Below are 22,549 nucleotides of genomic sequence, written 5' to 3' on the forward strand. Positions count from 1 at the left end.
TTCGATGGCCGCTGATCCGCCCGCGCCGCCCTTGCCAGGGGCGGTGCTCTTCGCCTGCAACTTCAACCGTGTCCGCTCGCCCATGGCCGAGGCCCTGATGATGCGCGCCCTGGGGGACCGCGTCTTCGTGGACAGTTGCGGCCTGAAGCGCGACGAGGCCGAGGGCGTAGATCCCTTCGTCGAGGCGGTGATGGCGGAGTTGAGTGTCGATCTGGCCGATCACAAGCCCAAGACCTTCGATGACCTGGAGGACACCTCCTTCGACCTGGTGGTCTCCCTGACCCCGGAGGCCCAGCATCGGGCGGTGGAGATGACCCGCGGCCGGGCGGCCGAGATCGAGTACTGGCCGACCTTCGATCCGACCCTGGTGGAGGGCTCCCGGGAGGCGCGGCTGGCGGCCTATCGCGAGGTGCGCGACGCGCTTGCCGCCCACATCGCCCAGCGGTTTCCGCGCTAGCCGCGCATCCAGGCCAGGTCGGCGCCCCAGGCGTCGAATACCGCGCCGTGGCCGGCCTCACGGAAGATCGGTTCGACATCGGCCAGCAGCCGGCGCAGGGGGCCGGCCTCGGCCGGATCGAGCAGGCGCGCCAGGCGCGGCGCGAGATCGGCGGGTGCGCGGGCGAGGGGATGTTCCACCAACTCCCACTCCAGATACTTGGCGAAGGGGCGCAATCGGCCGCCGTCGAGGGCGAAGAGGGCGTCCAGCACGGGCGTGACCGCCCCAGCGGCCTCCAGCCGCGCCGCCAAGGGCAGGCCGTCTCGCAGGCACTTCAGGGCCCGATAGGTCTGATTGAGATAGTGGTCCAGCGACCGGTCGATGAATGCGGCGACCTCGCTCGCGGGCGCCCGCGCCTTCTCATCGATGATCCGCTGGCAGAGACCGTCGGTGCGATCCACCAGCACCCGGACATGGGCGTAGCTGTAACGGTCCCAGGCTTCGGCCTCGCCCCAGGCGGCGTGGCGGCGCAGGCCCTCCAGGGTCATCACAGAACAGTCGGTCCGCCCGCGGTCCCGCCCCGCATGACGCGCGCGCCAGTCGTCGAAGACGGCGTCGCGCACGATCAGCACGCAGTCATAGTCTGAGGCGGCGGTCGCCCGGCCCTTGCCGCGCGAGCCGGTCAGCCAGAAGGCCAGGACATCGGCGTCCCGGTGCGCAAGCTCCAGCAGAACGAAGTAACGCGCCCGTTCCTCGGGGTGATCGCTCAATCCTCTCCCTTTCCAGCCATGGCATTCGACCGTGCGGCGGGCTCCGCGTTATGATAGAGGGCTCTCCCACGGCTCGCGCCCCTCGATTCAGGCGTGGGCCGTTCGACTTTTATCGGCGTCTATTTGGAGCCTGCATGGCTAAAGAAGAACTTTTGGAGTTTCCGGGCACGGTCAGTGAAGTCCTGCCCAACGCGACCTTCCGCGTGAAGCTCGAGAACGATCACGAGATCATCGCCCACACCGCCGGCAAGATGCGCAAGAACCGCATCCGGGTCTCGGCCGGCGACAAGGTCCTGGTGGAGATGACCCCCTACGACCTGTCCAAGGGCCGCATCACCTTCCGCGTCCGCTAGCGGGCGCACGGCCCCCTGATGACGACGCCGCGCCTGGTGCTGGCCTCCGCGAGCCCCAGGCGGCTCGATCTCCTGGCCCAGATCGGTCTCGCGCCCGACGCCGTCGTGGCCGCCGAGATCGACGAAACCCCCCTTCCCAACGAGACGCCGCGGCTGTTGGCCCTGCGGCTGGCCGTGGCCAAGGCGGCCAAGGTCGCCGCCGAGCAGCCCGCCGCCTATGTCCTGGCCGCCGACACGGTGGTGGCCGTGGGCCGCCGGATCCTGCCCAAGGTGGAGAGCGAGGCCGAGGGCCGCGCCTGCCTGGCGCTGCTGTCGGGCCGGGCTCACAAGGTGCTGACCGCCGTGGCCCTGCGGTCGCCCGACGGCCGCGCCGCCAGCCGCCTGGTGGAGACCCGCCTGCACTTCAAGCGCCTGACGCCGGCCGATATCTCGGAATACCTCGCCGGCGGCGAGGGCGTAGGCAAGGCCGGGGGCTACGCCATCCAGGGCCGGGCCGGCGCCTTCGTCATCGCCCTGCAGGGCTCCTACACCGCCGTGGTGGGCCTGCCTCTGTATGAGACCCAGAACCTGCTGACGGGCCTGGGCTTTTCGCGGTCATGAGCGTGCGCAAGCTCTACCTCGATCGCGGGATCGGCGAGAGCCGCGGGGTGGTCACCCTCGACGGCGCGCCGGAGCGCCTGCTGATCCTCCGCGACAATGACCCCGAACTCACCCGCCTCGGCGCCCGGCTGGTGGGCCGGGTGCGCAAGGTGGAGCCGGCCTTCGCCTCGGCCTTCATCGATCTCGGCGGCGTCGAGGCCCTGATGGCCTTCCGGCCCGAGGCGCGGCCCGTCGAGGGCCAGGCGATCGAGGTGGAGGTCCGCAGCGAGCCCCGCGACGGCAAGCTCGCCACCGTGCGGCTCGTCGGCCCGGCCGAGGGTAAGCCCCGACTGATGACCGCCGCCCCGGACCTCGCCGAACAGCTGGCGAGCTTCGCCCGCGACACCGCCATCATCGAAGGCCGCGCGGCGCGCGCCATGGCCGACGCCGCCGAGGCCGAGGCGCTGGAGACCATCCATCCGCTTGCGGGGGGCGGCACCCTCGCCATCGAGCCGACCCGGGCCCTGGTGGCCATCGACGTCGACGTCGGCGAGCGCAAGGGCCAGGACGTCAAGCGGGTCACCCGCCAGGCCAATCTCACGGCGCTCGCCGAATCCGCCCGCCTGCTGCGGCTCAAGGGCCTGGGGGGCATCGTGGTGATCGACCTCGTCGGCCGCGGTCATGACGGCAACGCCCTGCTGACGGCGGCCCGCACGGCCTTCTCCCCCGACAATCCCGGCGTCGCCATCGGCCCCGTGGGCCGTTTCGGCACCATGGAGATGACCGTGCCGCGCCGAGGCCGGGCGATCCGCGACATTCTCGGCGACGGGGCAGGGGGGCTGTCCGACCTCACCCTGGCCCTGCGGCTGATACGCCGCCTGGAGGCGGACGCGTCGAGCGATCCGGGCGGACGCCTGGCCGCCACCTGCGCGCCCTCGGTGGCCGCGGTCGCCAAGCCCCATGCCGAGGCCCTGGCGGCGCGCATCGGCGCGCGATTTGTTATAGAGGCAAATCCCGACTGGCCCCGTGACCGCCTGGACGTGAAGACCCTGTGACCGCCGCCCCCTGTCCCATCTGCAAGAAGCCGTCCTCGACCGAATACCGGCCCTTCTGCTCGCGTCGCTGTTCCGACGTTGACCTCCAGCGCTGGCTGGTGGGGAGCTATGCGATTCCGGTGGAGGAGGACGAGGCCGACAGCCTCCACGACGAGGATGACGGGAATTGATGCTCCTCGCTGGACACCGCCCCGACCCTCTTTTATAGACGCGGCTCCCGCGGCGCGGGACCTAGGCCTGGGTAGCTCAGTTGGTAGAGCAGTGGATTGAAAATCCACGTGTCGGTGGTTCGAATCCGCCCCCAGGCACCACTTCTTCCCGAACATCATTCCGCGTCCATCGGGCCTAGGCCTTGAAGATGACGCCGCATCGTCCCAGAGGTCTCCTCAGGAGACCTGACACCCATGGACGACGACTTCCGCAAGGCCGCGCTCGACTATCACCGCCTTCCCCGGCCGGGGAAGCTGTCGGTGGAGCCCACCAAGCGCATGGACACCCAGCGCGACCTGGCCCTGGCCTATTCCCCCGGGGTGGCCGCGGCCTGCGAGGCGATCGTCGCCGATCCGGCCGCCGCCGACGAGATGACGGCGCGCGCCAACCTGGTGGCGGTGATCTCCAACGGCACGGCCGTCCTGGGCCTGGGCAATATCGGTCCCCTGGCCAGCAAGCCGGTGATGGAGGGCAAGGCCGTCCTCTTCAAGAAATTCGCCGGCATCGACGTGTTCGACCTGGAGATCGACGCGCTGGATCCCGACCGTTTCGTCGATATCGTCGCCTCCCTCGAACCGACCTTTGGCGGGATCAATCTCGAGGACATCAAGGCGCCGGAGTGCTTCGCCATCGAGCGGGCCCTGCGCCAGCGGATGAATATCCCGGTCTTCCATGACGATCAGCACGGCACCGCCATCGTCTGCGCCGCCGCCGTGCGCAACGCCCTGGTCCTGCAGGGCAAGTCGTTGCCCGACATCAAGCTGGTGACCTCGGGGGCGGGCGCCGCGGCCCTGGCCTGCGTCGATCTGCTGGTGCTGATGGGGCTGAAGCCCGAGAACATCACCCTGACCGACATCAAGGGGGTGGTCTATGAGGGCCGCGAGCCCGACATGCCCCCCAACATGGCCGCCTATGCGCGCCAGACCGACGCCCGCACCCTGCCGGAGGTGTTGTCCGGGGCCGACGTCTTCCTGGGGCTCTCGGCGCCGCGGGTGCTGAAGGCCGAGTGGCTGTCGCTGCTGGCGCCCAACCCGCTGATCCTGGCCATGGCCAATCCCGAGCCGGAGATCCTGCCCGAACTGGTGGCGGCCGCCCGGCCCGACGCCATCGTCGCCACCGGTCGCAGCGACTATCCCAACCAGGTCAACAACCTGCTCTGCTTCCCCTTCGTCTTCCGCGGCGCCCTGGATGTCGGCGCCAGCGTGATCAACGAGGCGATGAAGCTGGCCGCCGTCGAGGCGATCGCCTCGCTCGCCCGCGCCGAGGCGTCCGAAGTGGTGGCCGCCGCCTATGGCGGGGCCGCGCCGCTGTTCGGCCGCGACTACATCATCCCCAAGCCCTTCGATCCCCGCCTGATCCTGCAGATCGCCCCGGCCGTAGCCAAGGCGGCCATGGACACCGGGGTGGCGCGCCGGCCCATCGCCGACTTCGCCGCCTACCGCACCGAGCTGGAGCGTTTCGTCTACCGCTCGGGCCAGCTGATGCGTCCGATCTTCGAGGCCGCCCGCAAGGCGATGAAGAAGGTGGCCTATGCCGAGGGCGAGGACGACCGCGTCCTGCGGGCGGTCCAGACGGTGGTGGACGAGGGCCTGGCCCGGCCGGTCCTGGTGGGCCGGCGCGAGGTGATCCTCGCGCGCATCGCCGAACTGGGTCTGCGCATGCGGCCGGACGCCGAGGTGGAGATCCTCGACCCCGCCCAGGACCGCGAGGTCTTCGCTCCCCTGGTGGCGCGCTACCAGGACCTGGTGGGCCGCCGCGGCGCGCCGCCGGACGCCGCCGCCCGCCGCGTGGAGCGCCGGCCCACCGTGGCCGCCGCCATGCTGCTGGAGTCCGGCTATGTGGACGCCGCCCTCTGCGGCGGCTCCGGCGATTGGTGGCGACACATGACCTATGTGATGCCGATCATCGACCGGCGGCCGGGCATCGACCGCATCCACGCCCTGTCGGCCCTGATCACCCGGGGCGGGGTGCTGTTCATCTGCGACACGCACATGAATCCCGACCCCACGGCCGAGCAGATCGCCGAGATGACCCGGCTGGCCGCCGACACGGTGCGTGGCTTCGGCCTGGAGCCCAAGGCGGCGCTGCTCTCCCATTCCAGCTTCGGCGCCTCCAACTCCCCCAGCGCGCGCAAGATGCGCCAGGCGTTGGCCCTGCTGCGCGCCCAGGTTCCGGACCTCGAGGTGGACGGCGAGATGCATGCCGACGCCGCCCTGCTGGAGGGCCAGCGCAATCGCCTGGTGGGGGACAGCGCCCTGAAGGGCGCGGCCAACCTGCTGGTCATGCCCAATCTCGACGCGGCCAATATCAGCCTGACCCTGTTGCAGGCCTCCACCGGCGCCCTGCTGGTGGGGCCCATGCTGCTGGGCATGTCCAAGCCGATCCACGTCCTGATCCCCAGCGTCACCGCCCGGGGCATCGTCAACCTCACCGCTCTGGCCGCGGTGGAGGCGAGCACGGGATACATTCCCTAGGCGTGACTATCTGACGAGGCCGCCGGTCCAGGCGTCCGTCACGCACGAGACCTCGGAGGGCGGGGGAGGGCGCCCGCGCCCGTTTTCCAGGCGCTCCGCCGGTCGCGCGGGTTCCGGTCAGAAATCCGCTTGAGTGATGTTATGATATAACATAGTGGTCCCCGGGCTTGCTTTCAGGGGTTCCCACATGCGCGCCAAAACGCTTCTTCTCGCCGCGGTCTGCGTTTCGGCTCTCGGCTCCGGCCCGGCCATGGCGGAGGAGGCGGGCCCCACCGTCTCGGAGCTGATCGTCACCGGCGCGCCCTATGCCGTCTCCCTCGACTCCGCCACCACCAGCATCAATGTGGTGACCCAGGCCCAGCTCTCCACCGCGCCCCCGGTGGGGATCGGCGACCTGCTCAACGGCATGCCGGGCCTGCGCTCCACCGCCTACAGCCCCGGCGCCAGCCGTCCGATCATCCGAGGTCTGTCGGGACCGCGGGTGCTGATCCTGCAGAACGGCGTCGGCCTGGTGGACGCCAGCTCGCTCTCCCCCGACCACGCCGTGGCCTCCGATCCGGGGGAGGCCTCGCGCATCGAGGTCCTGCGGGGCCCCTCGACCCTGGCCTATGGCGGCTCGGCCATCGGCGGGGTGGTCAACATCCTCGACGAGCGGGTGCCTTCCACCCCGGCCACGGGCGCCGCGGACGGCCATGTGGCCGCGTCGTACGGCTCGGCCGACGACAGCTATTCGGTCTCGGCCGGGCTGAAGGCGGGGAAGGGGCCCTGGGTCGTCGCCCTCGACGCGGTCCGGCGCGCCAGCGGCGACTATGACAGCCCCTCCAATCCGGTCTCCTCCAGGTATGAAGCCGCCAACGGCGTCACCGCCCTGCCGGACCGCGTGGTGAAGAACACCGACGTGGATCTCACCGCCTACGGGGTCGGTCTCTCCTATATCGGCGACCGCGGCTTCCTCGGCGCCTCGGTGAAACGGACCCAGACCCAGTACGGCGTGCCGTTCCCGCAGGTGGTCCAGGTCGGGCCGCCGCCGGCCGAGGGTCCGGTCTATATCGACCTCGACCAGACCCGCTACGACCTGCGCGGCGAGACCAGCCTCGAGACCGGCCCCTTCGAGAAGGCCCGGTTCTCCGTGGGCTACGCCGACTACGAACATCGCGAGGTGGACGTGGCCAGCGGCGCGGTGGGCACGACCTTCCTCTCCAAGGGCGCCGAGGGGCGCCTGGAGCTGGTCCAGCGGGAGCGCGACGGCTGGAAGGGGGCGGTGGGCGTCCAGGTGCTGGGCCGTGACTTCGAGGCCCTGGGGGCCGAGGCCTTCATCCCGCCGGTGAGCATCCAGGAGATCGGCGCCTTCCTGCTGCAGCGCCTGGACCGCGACACCTGGGGTGTGGAGGCCGGGCTGCGAGTCGACCGGCGCACCCTTGACGCCGATCTCGGCGGCCGGCCCACCAGCGATGCGGCGGCTTCCTATGGGACCAACTGGACCGCGGCGGCGGGCAAGCAGGACTTCACCAACGCCTCGGCCTCGGTCGCCGCCTTCTGGCGTCCGGCCAGCGACTGGTTCCTGGGCCTGAGCCTGGCCCACAACAGCCGCGCCCCCACCGAGTTCGAGCTGTTCGCCGACGGTCCCCATGGGGGCACGGGCAGCTACGAGATCGGCGATCCGACCCTGGACGCCGAGCAGGTCACCTCCCTGGAGGCGACCCTGCGGTGGACGGGCGACAATGGCCGGGTCGAGGCCCACATCTACAGCGCCGACTACAAGGGCTTCATCGACGAGATGCGCACCGGCCTGTTCGTCGACGACGCCGGGGCCATCGATCCGGCCGGCGAGCTGCCGGTGGTCCGCTTCACCCAGACCGACGCCACCTTCTACGGCGGCGAACTGGAGGGCGCCTACGACCTCTGGCGCGGCGGTGACGGGGTGCTGTCGGCCGAGGGCTCGTATGACTATGTCCACGGCCAGACCGACGTCGGCCCGCCGGCGCGGATCCCGCCCTATTCGGTCACCGGCCGCCTGGTCTGGAAGGCGCCGCGTCTCGAGGGGCAGGTGGAGGTGCGCTATGTGGCCGAGCAGGGACGGCTCAGCGCCTTCGAGCTGCCGACCGACGCCTACACCCTGCTCAGCGCCCGGGTGTCCTGGCGCCCCCTGGCCGACCAGGACTTCAAGCTCTTCCTCGACGGCCGCAACCTGACCAACCAGGAGGCGCGCGAGCACACCTCCTTCCTGAAGGACATCGCCCCGCAGCCGGGCCGCACACTCCGCGCGGGCGTCACCTACAGCTTCTAGGGCTCCGGCTGGGCCGAGGCGCCCCCACCGGACGACTGTGGCCGCCAGGCCATGGCCGGCGGCTTGCGCGCGCGAGTCGAGGCCTCGGAGCTTGACGGCTCGGCCTTGGACTCCCATTTGCCTCCCACGACGACGACATGACCGAAAATCAGGCGCGAGTGCGCCGGAGCTGTTCGGCGACCGTGTTATTTCAAGACCGGCGTTCCGTCGAAATTGCTGCAACGCAGCACATAAATTCCCTCGCAAGTAGAAAAACGATCGGGAATACTTGTGTAATGCGTTGTGCGGTGCAGCAATACCGTATCTTCCGACACATCCATATGCTTGCGCTTGGCGGTCCCCCCCCTTGACGCTTGGAAAAGGGGTTGCCAAAGCACCCCTGCCGCACGTCTAACATAGCGGTAAGACTTCAACTTCCCCTCGGGGAGGGCGAGGTCGCTCCCGCCACCGGAACACGACCGTCGCGCCTTGCGACACGGGTTACGGGGTCGGGCGCAGCGATAGCGGCTCCGTTGTTCCTTTCGTGGTTACGCGAGGAACGGCGGGCATTTTCAATTGGGGTGGAGACGCTCTCGCGCGACGACCCTCGGTCCAAACGTGCTAGACCAATCAGGAACTGGCGACAGATGCTCGACAACAAACGAACGACTCCTTTCATCGCTCTCATTGGCGCCCTGGCGCTGATGGCGAGCGCGCCGGCGTTCGCGCAGGACGCCGCCGCTCCGGCCGCGCCTGCCGCTGACGCCGCCGCCGCGGCTCCCGCCGCTGATGCCGCCGCCGCTCCGGCTACCGACGCCGCCGCTGCTCCCGCCGCCGAGGCCGCTCCGGCCGACGCTGCTGCTCCGCCCCAAATGAAGAACGCTGGCAAGCTCAGCGTCATTCAGATGGCCCTCGACGCGCAAGCCGTCGTGAAGGTCGTCATGATCGGCCTGGTGCTCTGCTCCATCTTCTCGTGGACCCTGCTGGTCACCAAGCTGCTCGAATACGGCGCTCTGAACCGTACGACGGATCGCTTCCTTGAAGCCTTCCGCTCGGCCAAGTCGATCAACGACATGGGCCGGATCGGCATGTCCGACGAATTCGAAGGCAACCCGCTGGCCGACATGGCCGCCGCGGCCGCCCAAGAAGTCGAACTGTCGCGTCAAGCGGGCCTGGCTGTCGCCGGCGCTCACCGTGAAACGGTCCTGCACCGTGCGGAAAACGCCGTCGCCGCCGTTCAGGCGTCCCTCGGCCGTCGCCTCTCGAGCGGCATGCAGTTCCTGGCCTCGGTCGGTTCGTCCGGTCCGTTCATCGGTCTGTTCGGCACCGTCTACGGGATCATGACCTCGTTCATCGGGATCGCGAACACCAACACCACCAACCTGGCCGTCGTCGCTCCCGGTATCGCCGAAGCGCTGCTGGCCACTGGTATCGGTCTGTTCGCCGCCATCCCGTCGGTTATCTTCTACAACTACTTCCAGACCCGCATCTCCGCTTACGGTGCGCGTACCGAAGGGTTCGTGGCTGAGCTGATGAACGCCATCTCCCGGCAGCTCGACAAAGGGGCCTAATCACCATGGGCGCCAAACTCTCAGGTTCTGGGGGTGGCAGGTACGCCGTGGAAGCGAACAGCGAGATCAATGTGACGCCCTTCGTGGACGTCATGCTGGTCCTCCTGATCATCTTCATGGTGGCGGCTCCCATGGCCGCCGTAACGGTGAAGGTCGCACTTCCCGACGCGGTGGCGAAGCCGTCTACCAACCCTCCTAAGCCGGTCTACATATCGATCCAGGACTCCGGCCGACTCTTCATTGGGGACTATCCCACTGAGATCGCCACCCTGGGCGACGACCTGCGGAAGAATATCGGCAACAAGCGCAATCCGGAGAAAGAGCGGATCTTCATCCGCGCCGACAAGAACGTCCTCTACGGGGACTTCATGGGCGTGATGAACCAGCTCCAGGACAACGGGTTTTATAGCGTGGCGCTGATCGGCGAAGACAAGCAGTAGGGGTGGAGCATGGCTGAAGACATCACCCACCCCGGGCACAATCCGTTCGATGCGCCGGTCAAAAAGCGCAACAACGGTGTGACGGCCGCCATCATCGGCTCCATCATCGTGCACGGCGTGGTCGGCTTTTATCTGTGGAAGGCCAAGTTCCACTCGGAGTTCAAGGAGTACTCGGACGACGTGACGGACGTGGCGATCATCAAGCCCGCCCCGCCGCCGCCGCCGCCCCCGCCTCCGCCGCCGCCGAACACCCCGCCGCCGCCGCCGCCGAAGCTGCAACCGCGGCCTCCGGTGAACGTGCCGGCGGACATGCCGACGATCCCCCCTCTGCCGGTTCCGCCGGTCGAGAAGCGGATCGAGGAACCGAAGCCCCCGGCTCCGGCCCCCGTGGCGCCTCCGCGCCCGTCGGTCATCTCGAACCCTGACTGGGCCCGCAAGCCCAGCGGCGAAGACATCGCCCGGTACTACCCGGAGCGGGCTCAACGGATGAACGTTGAAGGCCGCGCGATGATCAGCTGCACGGTCACGGCCAAGGGAACCCTGGAAGGCTGTTCTGTGGTCTCGGAAGATCCGAGCGATCAGGACTTCGGCTCAGCGGCGCTGAAGCTGAGCAAGCTGTTCAGGATGAAGCCCAAGACCCTCGACGGTTCGCCCGTCGACGGCGGCAGCATCCGGATCCCGATCCGGTTCACCCTGCCGAAGGGCTGACCCCAAAGGTCGCTTGAAGACATCGGCCCCGGAGGTTCGCCTCCGGGGCCTTTTCTTTGCGCTATGCTCAAGCCCATGACCCACGCGAGTCCGTCCAGGGGAGGGGAGAGCGCCGGCGATCGCCGGGGCGATGTCCTGTTCGTCGGCCTCTTCGCCGCCTTCTGCGCGAGCGTGATCGCCGTCGACATCCTCAGTGTCCTGCACGACCGCGCCGAAGCCGGCGCGCCGGTCTCCTGGTGGGAGCCAGCCGTCTGGGAGACCTCCAGCGGCCTGGTGATGGTGGCCCTGCTGCCGGCCGTGCTCTGGCTGGTCCGGCGCGCGCCGCCCCGCCTCTCGGGCCCCTACGGCTGGATCGCCGCGCACCTGGGCGCCGCGCTCGCCTTCTCCCTCGTTCACGTCGTCGCCATGGGCCTGCTGCGGAGCGCCGCCTATCTGGTGCTGGGCGCGGTCTACGATCCCCTGGGGCCGCTCGACGACTGGCCCTACGAGTTGCGCAAGGACCTGCTGGTCTATGCCGGGACGGTGGCCTGCTACCCCATCTGGCGCGAGGTCCGCGCCCGCCGGGCGCCGCCGGCCGACAGCCTCGCCGCCATCGAGGTGCGCGACGGGGCGCGCCGCCGCTTCGTGCCGGTCGCCGACCTGCTCTGGGTGGAGGCGGCGGGCAATTATGTGCAGCTGCGAACCCCCGGCGCGACGATCCTGCACCGCGCCTCCCTGGCGGCGATGGAGCGCCGCCTGGCCGCCGACGGCTTCGTCCGCATCCACCGTTCCCGCCTGGTCAGCCGCGCCGCCATCGCCGAGGTGGACACCAAGCCCTCCGGGGATTTCAACCTCCGCCTGACGTCCGGCGAGACCCTGGCCGGCAGTCGGAGATTTAGGGCCGGGGTCCTGTCGTCCGCCGCTTGATCCGGGCGCCGCGCCCGACTAGAACACGCCTTCGCGATGCGCCGCCTTAGCTCAGTTGGTTAGAGCGCCGGTTTGTGGAACCGGAGGTCCTCAGTTCAAGCCTGAGAGGCGGTACCATCGCTGCTTCGCCGTCCTGGCGGTTTCCCACGTCATTTCAGGTCTTGTTCTTGCTCTGTTCGCGCGGCGGCGAATCATGTCTGCTCCTCGCCAGGGAGCGACGACATGGAAGCCTTGCTGCACGATTGGCATATCGAGCCGCGTGAATACGCGCGCCAGGAAGACCGCCGCGGCCGCCGCCACGCCTATGAGCAGATCACGGCGGAACGGACCGCCCTGCTGGTCATCGACATGGTCCCATTCTTCCTGAACGAGCTGCCCTATACCCGCGGCATCGTCCCCAATATCCGCGCCATCGCCGACACCCTGCGCGCGGCCGGCGGGACGGTCGCCTGGGTCCTGCCCACCAACGACGCCCCGACGCCGGCGTCCGTCGAGTTCTACGGCGAGCGGGTCGCGGCGATGTTCGCGGCCAGCGGCGGGGAGGGGACCCTGGCCGAACGGCTCTGGCATGAGTTCCAGATTCAGAGGGGCGACGTCCTGGCGGAGAAGTCGGCCACCAGCGCGTTCTTCCCCGGCCGCTCGACCCTGCCGCCGCTGCTAGAGGCGCGGGGGATCGACACCGTGCTGGTGACCGGGACCCTGACCAATATCTGCTGCGAGTCCACCGCCCGCGACGCCAGCACGCTCGGACTGCGGGTGATCATGGTGGCCGACGGCAATGCGGCCCGCCGCGACCAGGACCACAACGCCGCGCTCTACAACGTCTACCGCAGCTTCGGCGACGTGCGGTCCACCGACGAGGTGCTGGACCTGATCAGGGCCGGAGCAGGCGTCCCGGCTTGAAGGCTGTGAAGGGGGCCCGGGGCAGGGGCGCCCAGCGTCCGGTCTCCACCCGCTGCGCCAGCATGTCCACCGCCGCCACCATCTCCTCGGGCTGGAAGGCGCAGTGGCCGGTGCGGGCCACGAAGACCTGGCGCAGCAGCCTCCCCTTGCCCCGGGCCGCCACCTTGGCCGCGTAGGAGCCCTCGTTGGCCGAGACGGTTAGGGGATCGTCGGTGGTGTGCAGGGTCAGGACCGGCCGGGTCAGGGCGCCGGTGGGGACGTAGTGGGCGGTCAGATAGGCCACCGCCCGTGCATCGGCCGCCTGGCGGGGGGCGGCGTTCATGGCGGCCAGGTCCTTGTCCAGGTCCAGCCCCGCCGCGGCATAGGCCCTGGCGACCTCGGCCCGCGCGCCCGTCGCCCCTCAACTGCCTGCGATAGTCCACGCCGGTGCGAGACGGCGAGGTCTGGAAAGGGTGAAAGCGCTTTCATCGGGCGAGGGGCCCAAACAGAAAAGGGAAGGCCCCGCCGTGGCGGAACCTTCCCCTCTGTACGCGTACTGGAGCTTGTTGGGCGCTTAGCGGAAGAGGCTGAGCAGGCCCGAGGACGAGCTGTTGGCGATCGAGAGCGCCTGGACGCCGAGCTGCTGCTTGGTCTGCAGCGAGGTCAGACGGGCGCTTTCCTTGGCCAGGTCGGCGTCGACGAGGTTACCCACACCGGCGTCGATCGAGTCCTGCAGCTTGCCCACGAAGGTCAGGTGCGAGGCCAGAGCCTTGGAGCCCGTACCCAGCTTCGACAGAGCGGTCGAAACGGTGCTGATGGCGGTGCCGATCGTGGTGATCATGTTGGCCGCATCGGTCTGGGTGCCGATCGAGGAGGTGGCCGTGAGGCCGATACCAGTCAGGGAGAGGTCCTGGGCGGTGACCGTGATCTTCGAGGTGCCATCATCGTTGGCCAGGGCCGCGATGGTGGTGCCGCTCGTCTTGATCATGTTCACGCCGTTGAAGGTCGCGTTGGTGACCGACTTGGCGATTTGGTCGCGCAGGGCCATGAAGTCTTCGTTCAGGGCGGTCCGCGAGGCGGTGTCGAGGCTGGAGTCGGAGGCGGCGAGGGTCTTTTCCTTCATCTGCAGGAGCAGGTCGGAAACGGCTTCACCGCCGGCGATGGCGACATCGACGGTCGATTGCGAACGTTGCAGGGAGTCCTTGACCGCGTTCAGGGAGCCGGAGGTCGCACGCTGGTTCTGGGCGATGGCCCAGATGGCGCCGTTGTCCTTGGCGGAAGCGATCTTCTTGCCGGTGTTGATGCGGTTTTGAACCGTCATCAGTTCCGAGCTGGTCTGGTTCAGGTTCTGCAGGGCGACCATGGCCCCGACATTGGTGTTGACGCTATTCGGCATCTGGATAACCCCACTTTTAGGTTTCGTTCACCGTTTTGGTGAGCGGGAGCATTTTTGCTCTGAGGCCTTTGTAGTGGGGCAGGGTTCTTGAATCGTTACGCGGAACTTTAAGAGTCATGAATCGCGGGAATACTGTCGCCGTTCCTTAAACTAGATTCACCAAGAGTCGCGCGGGCGCCTCACAAGAGTCTAGCCGGGCGCGCTGGGGCCAGCGTGACTGCAGCCCTAGACTCATAAGGGGTTGCGCTTGATTCAAGCTGTCGGCGCACGGTGATTTGCGCTGAAAGATTCGTTAACGAAGTGGGCCCTCGGGCGTGCTTGGCCCGGTCCATTTTGTCGCACCTGGAGGTGAAATAGAGTCCGGAAAAGTCCGACCTGGGCGTCCTGGGGAGGCGAGGCCCTCGGCGCGCCTTGCCCCGACGGCGCCCTTGTCCGGCGCGGGCGCCCCGCTAGGGTGCGTTCATGGCCCCGGTTTCAGAAGGGCCGCCACCGAGGACGCGTCTCCATGAAGGTCGAACGGCTTCCGCCCGTCGTCACCAGCCTGCTGCCCAGCAACCACCCCTATCTCAACGGGGCCTGGACGCCGCTGCACGAGGAGGTCAACGCCACCGACCTGGAGGTGATCGCAGGCGCCATCCCCACCGATCTCGACGGCGTCTATCTGCGCAACACCGAGAACCAGGCGCAGCAGCCGCTGGGCCGCTTCCATCCCTTCGATGGCGACGGGATGATCCACCAGATCGAGTTCAAGGACGGCCAGGCCAGCTACCGCAACCGCTTCGTGCGCACCCGCGGCTTCGAGGCCGAGCAGGAGGCCGCCGCCTCCCTGTGGGGCGGCCTCGCCGATCCGGTCCAGCTGGCCAAGCGGCCGGGCTGGGGCGCCCACGGCTTCCTGAAGGATTCCTCCTCCACCGACATCGTGGTCCATGCGGGCAAGGCGCTCTCGACCTTCTATCAGTGCGGGGAGGGCTATCGCCTCGATCCCCTGACCCTGGATCAGGAGGGCCTGGAGAGCTGGGTGCCCATCGACGGCATCAGCGCCCACCCCAAGGTGGACGAGGCCACCGGCGAGCTGATGTTCTTCAACTACTCCAAGCACGCCCCCTACATGCACTATGGCGTGGTGGGCCCCGACAACCGGCTGAAGACCTATATGCCGATCCCGCTGCCGGGCCCGCGCCTGCCGCACGACATGGCCTTCACCGAGCACTATTCGATCCTCAACGACCTGCCGGTGTTCTGGGACGCCAAGCTGCTGGAGCGGAATATCCACGCGGTGCGGATGCACGAGGGGATCCCTTCGCGCTTCGCCATCGTCCCGCGCCACGGCGGCGAGATCCGCTGGTTCGAGGCCAAGCCCACCTACGTCCTGCACTGGCTGAACGCCTATGAGGAGGGCGACGAGATCGTGCTGGACGGCTATTTCCAGGAGGACCCGACCCCGGAGCCGAACAAGGACGCGCCCCCCGGCTTCGAGCACATGATGGCCTATCTCGACGAATACCGGTTCAAGCCCAAGCTGCACCGCTGGCGTTTCAACCTGAAGACCGGGGAGACCACCGAGGGCCACCTCGACGACCGCATCCTGGAATTTGGCATGATCAACGCCCGCTATGCCGGGCGGAAGTACCGCTACGCCTATTCCACCGTGGCCAAGGAGGGCTGGTTCCTGTTCCGGGGCTTCGTGAAGCACGACCTGGAAACCGGGGCGAGCAGCGAGTTCATGCTGCCCGAGGGGGTCTATGCCAGCGAGGCGCCCTTCTGCCCGCGCATCGGCGCGGTGGACGAGGACGACGGATATCTGGTGAGCTTCCTCACCGACGAGAACACCGGGACCTCCGAATGCGTCCTGCTGGACGCCAAGGACCTCGCCGCCGGCCCCGTCTGCCGCATCCGGCTTCCGCACAAACTGTGCAGCGGCACCCACGCCGTCTGGGCGCCGCGGGATATGCTGGCGGGCTAAATTCCTCCCCCTCCGGGGGAGGGGGACCGCGAAGCGGTGGAGGGGGCGAGGGCGGTAAGAACCGCACGGCCCAAACCCCCTCCGTCTCGCGGCCTTTGGCCTCGATCCACCTCCCCCGACACGGCCCGCGGCCTAGAGGAGGAATAGGGCTAGGCCACCTTCTTCGGCGGCATCGGCACGAAGCCTGAGGTGCGGGCCACATAGGCCTCGTAGTCCGGCCGTTTGCGGCGCATGCGGCCCTCGACGGTGGGCACCCCGCTCCACTTGGTGAGCAGGAAGGTGATCAGCACCGGCCCGATGATGGAGAGCGCCCCCACCAGCCCGGTGTCGGCGGCGATCAGCCAGAGGCCCCACCAGGCGCAGGCGTCGCCGAAATAGTTGGGGTGGCGGGTGTAGCGCCACAGGCCGGTGTCCAACACCTTGCCGTTGTTGGCCGGGTCGGCCTTGAAGCGCATCAGCTGCCAGTCCCCGAGGCTCTCGAAGGCGATGCCGATCACCGCCAGCACGACCCCGGCCCAGGCGATGGGCCCCAGCATCGTCGTGGCGTGCACCTGGCCCAGCTGCACCGGCAGGCAGACGGCGAACTGCAACGGCATCTGCAGGGCGAAGACCAGCAGCAGGGAGGCCTTGGCGTAGCCCCAGCCGCGCTCCAGCTTGGCCTTGCCCATCATGGTGGCGTAGCGACGGTCGGCGCCGTGCTTGCGCCAGCGCCAGAGCAGGTAGATCCCCAGCCGAAGCCCCCAGACCGCGCAGAGCACGGTGAGCGCCAGGGCGTGGGGGCCGCGACCGCCGGTGATGGCGTAGCTGGTGACCGCCATCACCACCATGCCCAGGGGCCACCAGCTGTCGATGAAGCTGGGGTCCTGGATGCGGATGCTGAACAGCCACAGCCCGATGAACAGGGCGATGGAGATGGCCGCGTTGAGGGCCAGAAGGTTGGCGATTTCCATGGGTCTTCCCCTAGCGTCCTGTGGTGACCTGGGCGGCGGTGAGCATCTTGGCCATGCTCCGCTCCAGCGCCTTCGGGTCGCGGGCCAGGGAGGCGCGGACCTCTATGGCCATGCGGTCGGTGTCCAGTTCGTCGATGCCCCGGCGGAGGGCGTTCAGCCCCGCCTTGGCGATGTCAGCGGGGTCTTCCTTGGCGCCGGCCACATGGGCGGCCATCCGGGTGTCCACCGAGCCGACGATCAGGGCGGTGACGCTGGTGCCCTGGCCGGCCAGTTCGGCGCGGATGCAGGTGGTGGCCGCGCGGCCGGCGAACTTGGAGGGGCTGTAGCCGCCCATGGCCGGCACGGCCACCAGGCCGCCGGACGACAGCACGTTGCAGATCGCCCCGCCGCCGTTCCTCGCCAGGATGGGCGCGAAGGCGCGGGCCAGGGTCAGGGGACCGAAATAGTTGACCTCCATCTCGTCGCGGGCGGCGGCGAGGTCGGGGGCGGTCATCAGGGTCTGGTTGTGGAAGGCTCCGGCGTTATTGATCAGGATCGAGACGTCGCCGCAGGCCCGCGCCGCCGCCGCGATCTGCTCCGGCTTGGTGACGTCCAGCTCCAGGGGCACGGCGCGTCCGGGCGCCTCGGCGGCCAGATGGGCGGCGCTGGCCGGGTCGCGGGCCCCGACATAGACCTTGGCGGCGCCGGCCGCCAACAGGGCGCGGACGAAGGCCTCGCCGATGCCGCGGTTGCCGCCGGTGACCAGGACGACGCTGTCCTTCAGTTCCATGGCACTATTCCGCTCATCCCCGCGAAAGCGGGGACCCAGGTGTTTTTGGTTCGCGGCCGTTCGGTGGGCTCAGATCGCACCAAGACTTCCCCAAGGGAGAAAGAGCCTGGGTCCCCGCTTTCGCGGGGATGAGCGGGGGAGGGGGACAGGTGACGCAAGGCTGACCTAACCGTAGATCAGGTCATCGGGGGTCTTGCGACCCCGCACCAGCACGGTGGCGTCGGGCGCGATCAGGCCACGGCCCCAGGTCTCGGCCATCGGCATCTCGTGGTTCCACTCCCAGACCATGCGCCGGGCGGCGATCCGCCAGGTGCCGTCGCGCCTCTCGAAACGGTCGACGGCGCGGGCCAGGGTCAAGGTGTCGAACTTCTCCCCGTCCTTCTTCAGCCGCGCGAAGGCCAGGATGTGGCTCTCCACCCGGGCCGTGTCGCCCTCCAGGGCGATCAGGACATTGGTGGTGGTGTGGGTCATCACCCCGCCGCGGGGCAGGATGGGCGCTATGCCGGCGATATAGTCGGCCGCCGAGCCGCTGAAGGTCCCGCCGTGGTCCTCGGTGGCGTCGTCGTGATAGCAGGCCCTCAGTAGGGGCAGGTCGGCGCGGTCCACCGCCCGGCAATAGCTGGCCAGGACCTCGGTGATCGCCTGCTTGTCCAGCAGGGCCTGAATCTCGGGGGCGTGGCTCACAGGGCGGGCCGATCGATCAGGGCGTCGACCCAGGCCGAGCGCGGGTGTCCGGCCTTCTGCGCCTCCATGACGCCGATATCGACATAGTCGCGCCAACCCTTGATCAGGTCGCCGTCGAACTCGATCACGCCCGCATAGGGCGCGGCCACCAGGCCCCCGTCCTTGGCGAGGTACTCGTCGACCCCCTCCACGAACAGCCGGTCGCCGTTCTCGGCATAGTCGAAGATGCGCCAGCGGACCTCGCTGATCTGGCTCTTGAAGTTCTCCAGGAACTTGCGCGCCTTGACCTTGCCCTTGAGCGGCGGGGCGACGCTGGCGGCGTAGTGCCAGACGATGTCGTCGTGCATGTGGGCGAGCGCCCCGTCCACGTCGCCCTTGGACCAGGCGGCGATCAGGGCCTGCATCACCTCGAGCTTGGCGCTCACAGGCCGACCACCAGGCTGACGGTGGTGGTGGTGGAGCCGCCGATGTTCAGGGTCTGGACGGTCTTCGCCCCCTCCACCTGGTAGTCGCCGGCCTTGCCCGTCACCTGCTTGTAGGCGTCCAGGGTCATGCGCACCCCGGTGGCGCCCACCGGGTGGCCGCCGCCGATCAGGCCGCCGGAGGGGTTGATGGGCAGCCGGCCGCCGATCTCGATGGAGCCGTCCTCCACCGCCTTCCAGGCCTCGCCCGGCGCGGTCAGACCCAGGTGCTCGATGGCCATGTACTCGGTGGTGGTGAAGCAGTCGTGGGTCTCCACCGCGTCCAACTGGGCGATGTCGGAGACGCCGGCCCGGCGCCGCGCGTCGTCGATGGCCCGCTTCACCTGCGGGAACACATAGGGCTCACCCTGGCTGGCGCGGACCTTGCGGTCGTAGCTGATGGGGGCCGAGCGGTGTCCCCAGCCCTGGATCCGCGGCAGGCTCTCCAGGGGCAGGCCGCGTTTGCCGGCATAGTCCCGCGCCGCCTGTTCGGAGGCCAGGAACACCACCGCCGAGCCATCGGTCACCTGGCCGCAGTCGTTCTTGCGGATCATGCCCTCGACCACCGGATTGGCCTCGTCGTCGGCGGTGAAGCTCTTGTCGTTGAAGGCCCACTGGCGCGTCTGGGCGTTGGGGTTCTTGCGGCCGTTGGCGAAGTTGATCTCCGCGATCCGCATCAGGTGCTCGTATTTCAGGCCCCAGCGGCGGTCATACTCCTCGCCCAGGTCGGAGAAGGCCTTGGGCCACAGATAGGTGGCGTCCTGGAACTCGTGCCCGGCCCAGGCCGCGGCGCCCAGGTTCTGGGCGGCCTGTTGGCCCGACACATTGCGCATCATCTCCAGGCCCACGACGCAGGCGATGTCGTAGCGGCCGGCCTCGATCTCGGCGGTGGCCGCCAGGATCGCCACGCTGCCCGACGCGCAGGCCGCCTCGTGGCGCGAGGTGGGCATGCCGTCGAAGTCGGGATGCACGAGGCCGAAGAATCCCCCCAGCAGGCCTTGCCCTGCGAACAGGTCGCCGACGAAGTTGCCGACATGGCCGGTGTCGATGTCCTTGGCCTCCAGGTCCACGGCCGCCAGGCCTTCCCCCACCACCTCGGCGAAGGCGTCGGCGAAGTCCATCTGCTGGCGGGCCCAGTTCTTGGCGAAGTCGCTCTGCCAGCCGCCCAGGATGTAGACCATGGTTCTGTCCTCCGACGGGCGGCGCTCTTGGCGGCGTCGCTCCCTTGCGATGAACCATGCTGCAAACCGCACGCCTTGTCAGGGCTGACGTCGGGGAACTCCCCTGGCCAAATGGCCTGGCCAGGGGAGGGGGCCGACCCTACCGTGCGTCGGCCACGCCCCAGTTGTAGACGCAGCGGTCCAGGCCGATGGCGATCTCCAGCACGCGGACCTCCACCTCGCGGATCGTCCCGCCCTTGGTGGCGAAACGGGCGGACTGGGGGAAGTCGGTGCGCCGCGAGATGGAGCTGACCTCCATCCACTTGTCGCCGTTGTCGACCTCCACATCCATCGTCACCTCCGAATAGGCCGGCAGCCGGTCGGACGGCGCGATCCGGGTCGGCAGGCGCACCATGGCCTCGATCATGCGCCGCACCGGCTCCAGGCTGGCGGCGTGATAGTCGTTGGCGGTGTCGGCGGTGTAGGCGCACTGGAATTCCATCTGCCAGAACTCCTTGAGCCGCATGTGCTTGCTCACCTGGTCCTGCTCGCGGCGGAAGGACTTGCCTGCCTGCCAGACGCAGAGCGGCAGCTTCACCCGCGCGTGGCTGTTCAGCAGGTGCTGCATGTAGATGTAGGTCGAGGGGGTGGTCTCCGGCCGCAGGACCAGCTGGGCGTCATGCTCGCCCAGGCGCTGCAGGAAGAAGATGTCCTCCGGGCCGTAGGCGTCCGACACCAGCTCGCGGGGCGTCAGCTGCGGCGCCTCCACCCGGCGGATGTCCCAGGCGGGGTTGGCGTCCGTCAGGAAGGCTGCCACCTCGGCGGCGAAGTGGGCCTGCATCATCTCGCGCAGGCGGATCTCACGGTCGGTCCAGTGGACCAACCCATTGGATTGGTAGAGGGAAAGCACGGCGGCTCCTCCAGATAGATTTGGGAATGTCAGGCGGTGTTTCACGTCCCCGGAGCGCCCGGGAACGGCTCAGCCTGATCCCGCGGTCTATCCGAAGACGCGCAGACCTCGGCCGCCGCGGGCGTTCAGCACGCTCCGCAGGTCGGTCATCGCAAGGATGGTGGTCGAGGTGGCCATGGCCGCGCTTTAGGCGCAGCGCGGACGCGGGTCAACCGCGCCCGCCCGCAAGTCCGCGTCCTAGTAGGTGTGGATGTTGGTGTCGGGCAGGCCCAGGATCCGCTTGGAGATGATGTTGTTCTGGATCTCGTAGGAGCCGCCGGCGATGGTGCTGGACTTGATACGCAGATAGGCCCGCTGGGCGGCCCGTTCCTCCGCGGTGAAATCCTCCCCGCCCCAGCCCAGGCCGCGCTGGCCCATGGCCTCCACCATCAGCTCGCAGTGGTCGGTGCCGATCTTGGAGCTGGCGTTCTTCATGATCGAGGTGGCCGCGCTGGGCCCGTTGGCGCTGCGGCCCTCCATCGCCACCCGCTGGATGGTGAGCGCATAGGCGCGCGCGTCCATGTCGTGCTGCACCAGCCGGGCGCGGAAGTCGCGGTCGGCCAGCCGGCCGGTCTCGTCGACGCCCAGGTACTTCCTGGCGGTCTCGCGGAGGATCTTCGGATCGTGCCGCGGCCGGCCGTCGCCGCCGCCGGACAGGCCGTTCCGCTCATGCTGGAGCAGCCGCTTGCCCACCGTCCAGCCGCCGTTCAGCGGCCCCACCAGGTTCTCCTTGGGGACCTTCACGTCGGTGAAGAAGGTCTCGCAGAAGGGCGAGGATCCGGAGATCAGCAGGATCGGCCGCGGCTCGACGCCGGGCGTCTTCATGTCGATCAGCAGGAAGCTGATCCCCTCATGCTTCTTGCTGGGATCGGTGCGGGTCAGGCAGAAGCACCAGTCGGCGTATTGAGCGCCAGAAGTCCAAATTTTTGAACCATTTACGAGGAAATATTCACCTTTGTCCTCAGCCTTGGTCTGCAGGCTCGCCAAGTCGGAGCCCGAGCCCGGCTCCGAATAGCCCTGGCACCAGCGCAGCTCGCCACGGACGATGGGCGGGATGTGGCGCTGTTTCTGCTCCTCGGTGCCATATTCCAGCAGGGTGGGGCCGAACATCATCACCCCCATGCCGCCGATGGGGTTCCAGGCGCCGATGGCCGCCATCTCCTCCCGGAGCACCCGGGTCTCGGCCGCCGAAAGGCCGCCGCCGCCATAGGCCTGCGGCCAGGTGGGAACGCCCCAGCCCTTGGCGCCCATGGCCTCCTTCCAGAGCTTGTAGTCGCCCTCCACCGGCACGGGGGCCTCGGCCGCGGCGATGTCCGCGCGATCCTTCAGGGAGGGGGGAAAGTTCTCCGCCAGCCAGGTCCGGGCCTGGGTGCGGAAGGCGTCCAGATCGGCGCCGCCGAAATCAGCCATGGTCGTATCCCTAAATGTCTTTTGCGGCAGCGGGCCGGTCGAGCGGCCCGCTGGCTTATCGACGCATGAGACCGCCGCCGGGGCCGGGCTGTCAACGGCGGTGAGGCGGGATGCGCGCGGGAAGGGCGTGTCGGGCGGTTGCGCGCATGAGTTGGCG

General features: G+C 68.7%; 23 protein-coding genes and 2 tRNA genes. 15 read left to right on the forward strand and 10 right to left on the reverse strand.

Translation table 11 applies throughout. The features are described from left to right. Positions 1 to 4: 4 nt before the first annotated feature. The gene (locus tag ACO06I_RS02500; RefSeq protein WP_421931050.1) at positions 5 to 457 is read left to right on the forward strand and encodes a low molecular weight phosphatase family protein; all 453 of its coding nucleotides are present in this window, start codon (positions 5 to 7) and stop codon (positions 455 to 457) included. On the opposite strand, the gene ACO06I_RS02505 is transcribed toward ACO06I_RS02500, so the two are convergent. Then, positions 454 to 1,206 (reverse strand): hypothetical protein, encoded by a 753-nt coding sequence (locus tag ACO06I_RS02505; protein ID WP_421931051.1) that lies wholly within the window; start codon positions 1,204 to 1,206, stop codon positions 454 to 456. The genes ACO06I_RS02500 and ACO06I_RS02505 overlap by 4 nt on opposite strands. 134 nt (positions 1,207 to 1,340) lie before the next feature. On the opposite strand from ACO06I_RS02505, the gene infA reads away from it, so the two are divergent. The 13 genes from infA (at position 1,341) to ACO06I_RS02570 (ending at position 12,671) form a co-directional block, all read left to right on the forward strand. Next, a complete protein-coding gene (gene infA / locus ACO06I_RS02510; RefSeq protein WP_215341158.1) occupies positions 1,341 to 1,559 on the forward strand; it encodes a translation initiation factor IF-1 in 219 nt (72 codons plus the stop codon). 18 nt (positions 1,560 to 1,577) lie between these two features. Further along, positions 1,578 to 2,159: a Maf family nucleotide pyrophosphatase gene (locus tag ACO06I_RS02515; protein WP_421931052.1), complete on the forward strand. Its 582-nt coding sequence runs from the start codon at positions 1,578 to 1,580 to the stop codon at positions 2,157 to 2,159. Further along, positions 2,156 to 3,193, forward strand: a complete 1,038-nt coding sequence (locus ACO06I_RS02520) for a ribonuclease E/G (RefSeq protein ID WP_421931053.1) — start codon at positions 2,156 to 2,158, stop codon at positions 3,191 to 3,193. Before ACO06I_RS02515 ends, ACO06I_RS02520 begins: the two co-directional genes overlap by 4 nt. Next, entirely contained in the window at positions 3,190 to 3,363 is a 174-nt protein-coding gene (gene yacG / locus ACO06I_RS02525) for a DNA gyrase inhibitor YacG (protein WP_421931054.1), read from the forward strand. The genes ACO06I_RS02520 and yacG overlap by 4 nt, the downstream gene beginning before the upstream one ends. A 65-nt stretch (positions 3,364 to 3,428) precedes the next feature. Further along, positions 3,429 to 3,504, forward strand: a tRNA-Phe gene (locus ACO06I_RS02530). A gap of 93 nt (positions 3,505 to 3,597) precedes the next feature. Further along, entirely contained in the window at positions 3,598 to 5,877 is a 2,280-nt protein-coding gene (locus tag ACO06I_RS02535) for an NADP-dependent malic enzyme (RefSeq protein WP_421931055.1), read from the forward strand. Between the two features lie 187 nt (positions 5,878 to 6,064). After that, on the forward strand, positions 6,065 to 8,164 hold the full coding sequence (locus tag ACO06I_RS02540) for a TonB-dependent receptor (RefSeq protein ID WP_421931056.1): 2,100 nt from the start codon (positions 6,065 to 6,067) through the stop codon (positions 8,162 to 8,164). Positions 8,165 to 8,790: 626 nt separating this feature from the next. Continuing rightward, positions 8,791 to 9,714, forward strand: coding sequence for a MotA/TolQ/ExbB proton channel family protein (locus tag ACO06I_RS02545; protein ID WP_421931057.1), 924 nt, complete (start codon positions 8,791 to 8,793; stop codon positions 9,712 to 9,714). Positions 9,715 to 9,719: 5 nt separating this feature from the next. Beyond that, on the forward strand, positions 9,720 to 10,154 hold the full coding sequence (locus tag ACO06I_RS02550; RefSeq protein WP_421931058.1) for a biopolymer transporter ExbD: 435 nt from the start codon (positions 9,720 to 9,722) through the stop codon (positions 10,152 to 10,154). A gap of 9 nt (positions 10,155 to 10,163) precedes the next feature. Beyond that, the gene (locus ACO06I_RS02555) at positions 10,164 to 10,862 is read left to right on the forward strand and encodes an energy transducer TonB (protein WP_421931059.1); all 699 of its coding nucleotides are present in this window, start codon (positions 10,164 to 10,166) and stop codon (positions 10,860 to 10,862) included. A gap of 75 nt (positions 10,863 to 10,937) precedes the next feature. Further along, entirely contained in the window at positions 10,938 to 11,768 is an 831-nt protein-coding gene (locus tag ACO06I_RS02560) for a LytTR family DNA-binding domain-containing protein (protein WP_421931060.1), read from the forward strand. 40 nt (positions 11,769 to 11,808) lie between these two features. After that, a tRNA-His gene (locus ACO06I_RS02565) sits at positions 11,809 to 11,885 on the forward strand. A 105-nt stretch (positions 11,886 to 11,990) separates the two neighbouring features. Further along, positions 11,991 to 12,671: an isochorismatase family protein gene (locus tag ACO06I_RS02570; protein WP_421931061.1), complete on the forward strand. Its 681-nt coding sequence runs from the start codon at positions 11,991 to 11,993 to the stop codon at positions 12,669 to 12,671. Here ACO06I_RS02570 and ACO06I_RS02575 read toward each other — a convergent pair. Next, positions 12,643 to 12,993 carry a hypothetical protein gene (locus ACO06I_RS02575; protein WP_421931062.1) on the reverse strand — a complete coding sequence of 117 codons (351 nt, stop codon included), beginning with the start codon at positions 12,991 to 12,993 and terminating at the stop codon, positions 12,643 to 12,645. The two genes, ACO06I_RS02570 and ACO06I_RS02575, sit on opposite strands and share 29 nt — an antisense overlap. Before the next feature lie 231 nt (positions 12,994 to 13,224). Continuing rightward, entirely contained in the window at positions 13,225 to 14,046 is an 822-nt protein-coding gene (locus ACO06I_RS02580) for a flagellin (RefSeq protein ID WP_421931063.1), read from the reverse strand. Between the two features lie 505 nt (positions 14,047 to 14,551). Between ACO06I_RS02580 and ACO06I_RS02585 the strand changes: the two genes are divergently transcribed. Beyond that, positions 14,552 to 16,009: a carotenoid oxygenase family protein gene (locus ACO06I_RS02585; RefSeq protein ID WP_421931064.1), complete on the forward strand. Its 1,458-nt coding sequence runs from the start codon at positions 14,552 to 14,554 to the stop codon at positions 16,007 to 16,009. A 149-nt stretch (positions 16,010 to 16,158) separates the two neighbouring features. Here ACO06I_RS02585 and ACO06I_RS02590 read toward each other — a convergent pair whose 3' ends face one another. From ACO06I_RS02590 to ACO06I_RS02620, 7 genes are all read right to left on the reverse strand, one after another. Beyond that, entirely contained in the window at positions 16,159 to 16,959 is an 801-nt protein-coding gene (locus ACO06I_RS02590) for a DUF1295 domain-containing protein (protein WP_421931065.1), read from the reverse strand. 10 nt (positions 16,960 to 16,969) lie between these two features. Then, positions 16,970 to 17,728 carry an SDR family oxidoreductase gene (locus ACO06I_RS02595; protein ID WP_421931066.1) on the reverse strand — a complete coding sequence of 253 codons (759 nt, stop codon included), beginning with the start codon at positions 17,726 to 17,728 and terminating at the stop codon, positions 16,970 to 16,972. 165 nt (positions 17,729 to 17,893) lie between these two features. Next, positions 17,894 to 18,412 carry a nuclear transport factor 2 family protein gene (locus ACO06I_RS02600; RefSeq protein WP_421931067.1) on the reverse strand — a complete coding sequence of 173 codons (519 nt, stop codon included), beginning with the start codon at positions 18,410 to 18,412 and terminating at the stop codon, positions 17,894 to 17,896. Continuing rightward, complete coding sequence (locus ACO06I_RS02605; RefSeq protein WP_421931068.1) at positions 18,409 to 18,837, reverse strand: nuclear transport factor 2 family protein; 429 nt, start codon at positions 18,835 to 18,837, stop codon at positions 18,409 to 18,411. Before ACO06I_RS02605 ends, ACO06I_RS02600 begins: the two co-directional genes overlap by 4 nt. Continuing rightward, on the reverse strand, positions 18,834 to 20,054 hold the full coding sequence (locus ACO06I_RS02610; protein WP_421931069.1) for an acetyl-CoA acetyltransferase: 1,221 nt from the start codon (positions 20,052 to 20,054) through the stop codon (positions 18,834 to 18,836). The genes ACO06I_RS02605 and ACO06I_RS02610 overlap by 4 nt, the downstream gene beginning before the upstream one ends. A 139-nt stretch (positions 20,055 to 20,193) precedes the next feature. Next, positions 20,194 to 20,943, reverse strand: coding sequence for an aminoacyl--tRNA ligase-related protein (locus ACO06I_RS02615; protein WP_421931070.1), 750 nt, complete (start codon positions 20,941 to 20,943; stop codon positions 20,194 to 20,196). 237 nt (positions 20,944 to 21,180) lie between these two features. Then, on the reverse strand, positions 21,181 to 22,392 hold the full coding sequence (locus ACO06I_RS02620) for an acyl-CoA dehydrogenase family protein (protein ID WP_421931071.1): 1,212 nt from the start codon (positions 22,390 to 22,392) through the stop codon (positions 21,181 to 21,183). Positions 22,393 to 22,549: the final 157 nt, after the last annotated feature.

The sequence above is a fragment of the Phenylobacterium sp. genome (assembly GCF_965229015.1).
Classification (GTDB): domain Bacteria; phylum Pseudomonadota; class Alphaproteobacteria; order Caulobacterales; family Caulobacteraceae; genus Phenylobacterium.